We start from the raw sequence: 298 nt of genomic DNA, 5'->3' as shown, positions 1-298 counted from the left end.
CGTAATACAACACCCATTGAGCCGGACATCGCTGTCGCTGCTAGTGCCAATTGACGACGCGTACCTGCAGCGCGTAACTCGTGATAAATCACGGCACCTGCCGCAATAACGAAAATACCTGAACCGCCAGTGTAGGCTGTTGGAATAGCCGCAAGAATTACGACAAGAACAACTAATAGCTCTGGTGGTAGTTTCCATGGCTTGAACAAAGAAAGCACGAGCGATGCAAAGCGCGTTTGCTTAAGCATCATACCTATCCAGACGTACAAGCCGACGTTCAAGAACATGTCACTGAGAT

The 298-nt window shown here is 49.0% G+C and carries 1 pseudogene; it reads right to left on the bottom strand.

Features of this window, described 5'->3' with window-relative positions:
• A pseudogene (locus A3738_RS10500) lies at positions 1-298 on the bottom strand (C4-dicarboxylate ABC transporter); the annotation flags it as partial.

This window comes from Oleiphilus sp. HI0066 (assembly GCF_001635725.1).
The sequence above is the reverse complement of the archived record's forward strand: the minus strand, read 5'-3'. Positions and strand labels throughout refer to the sequence as shown.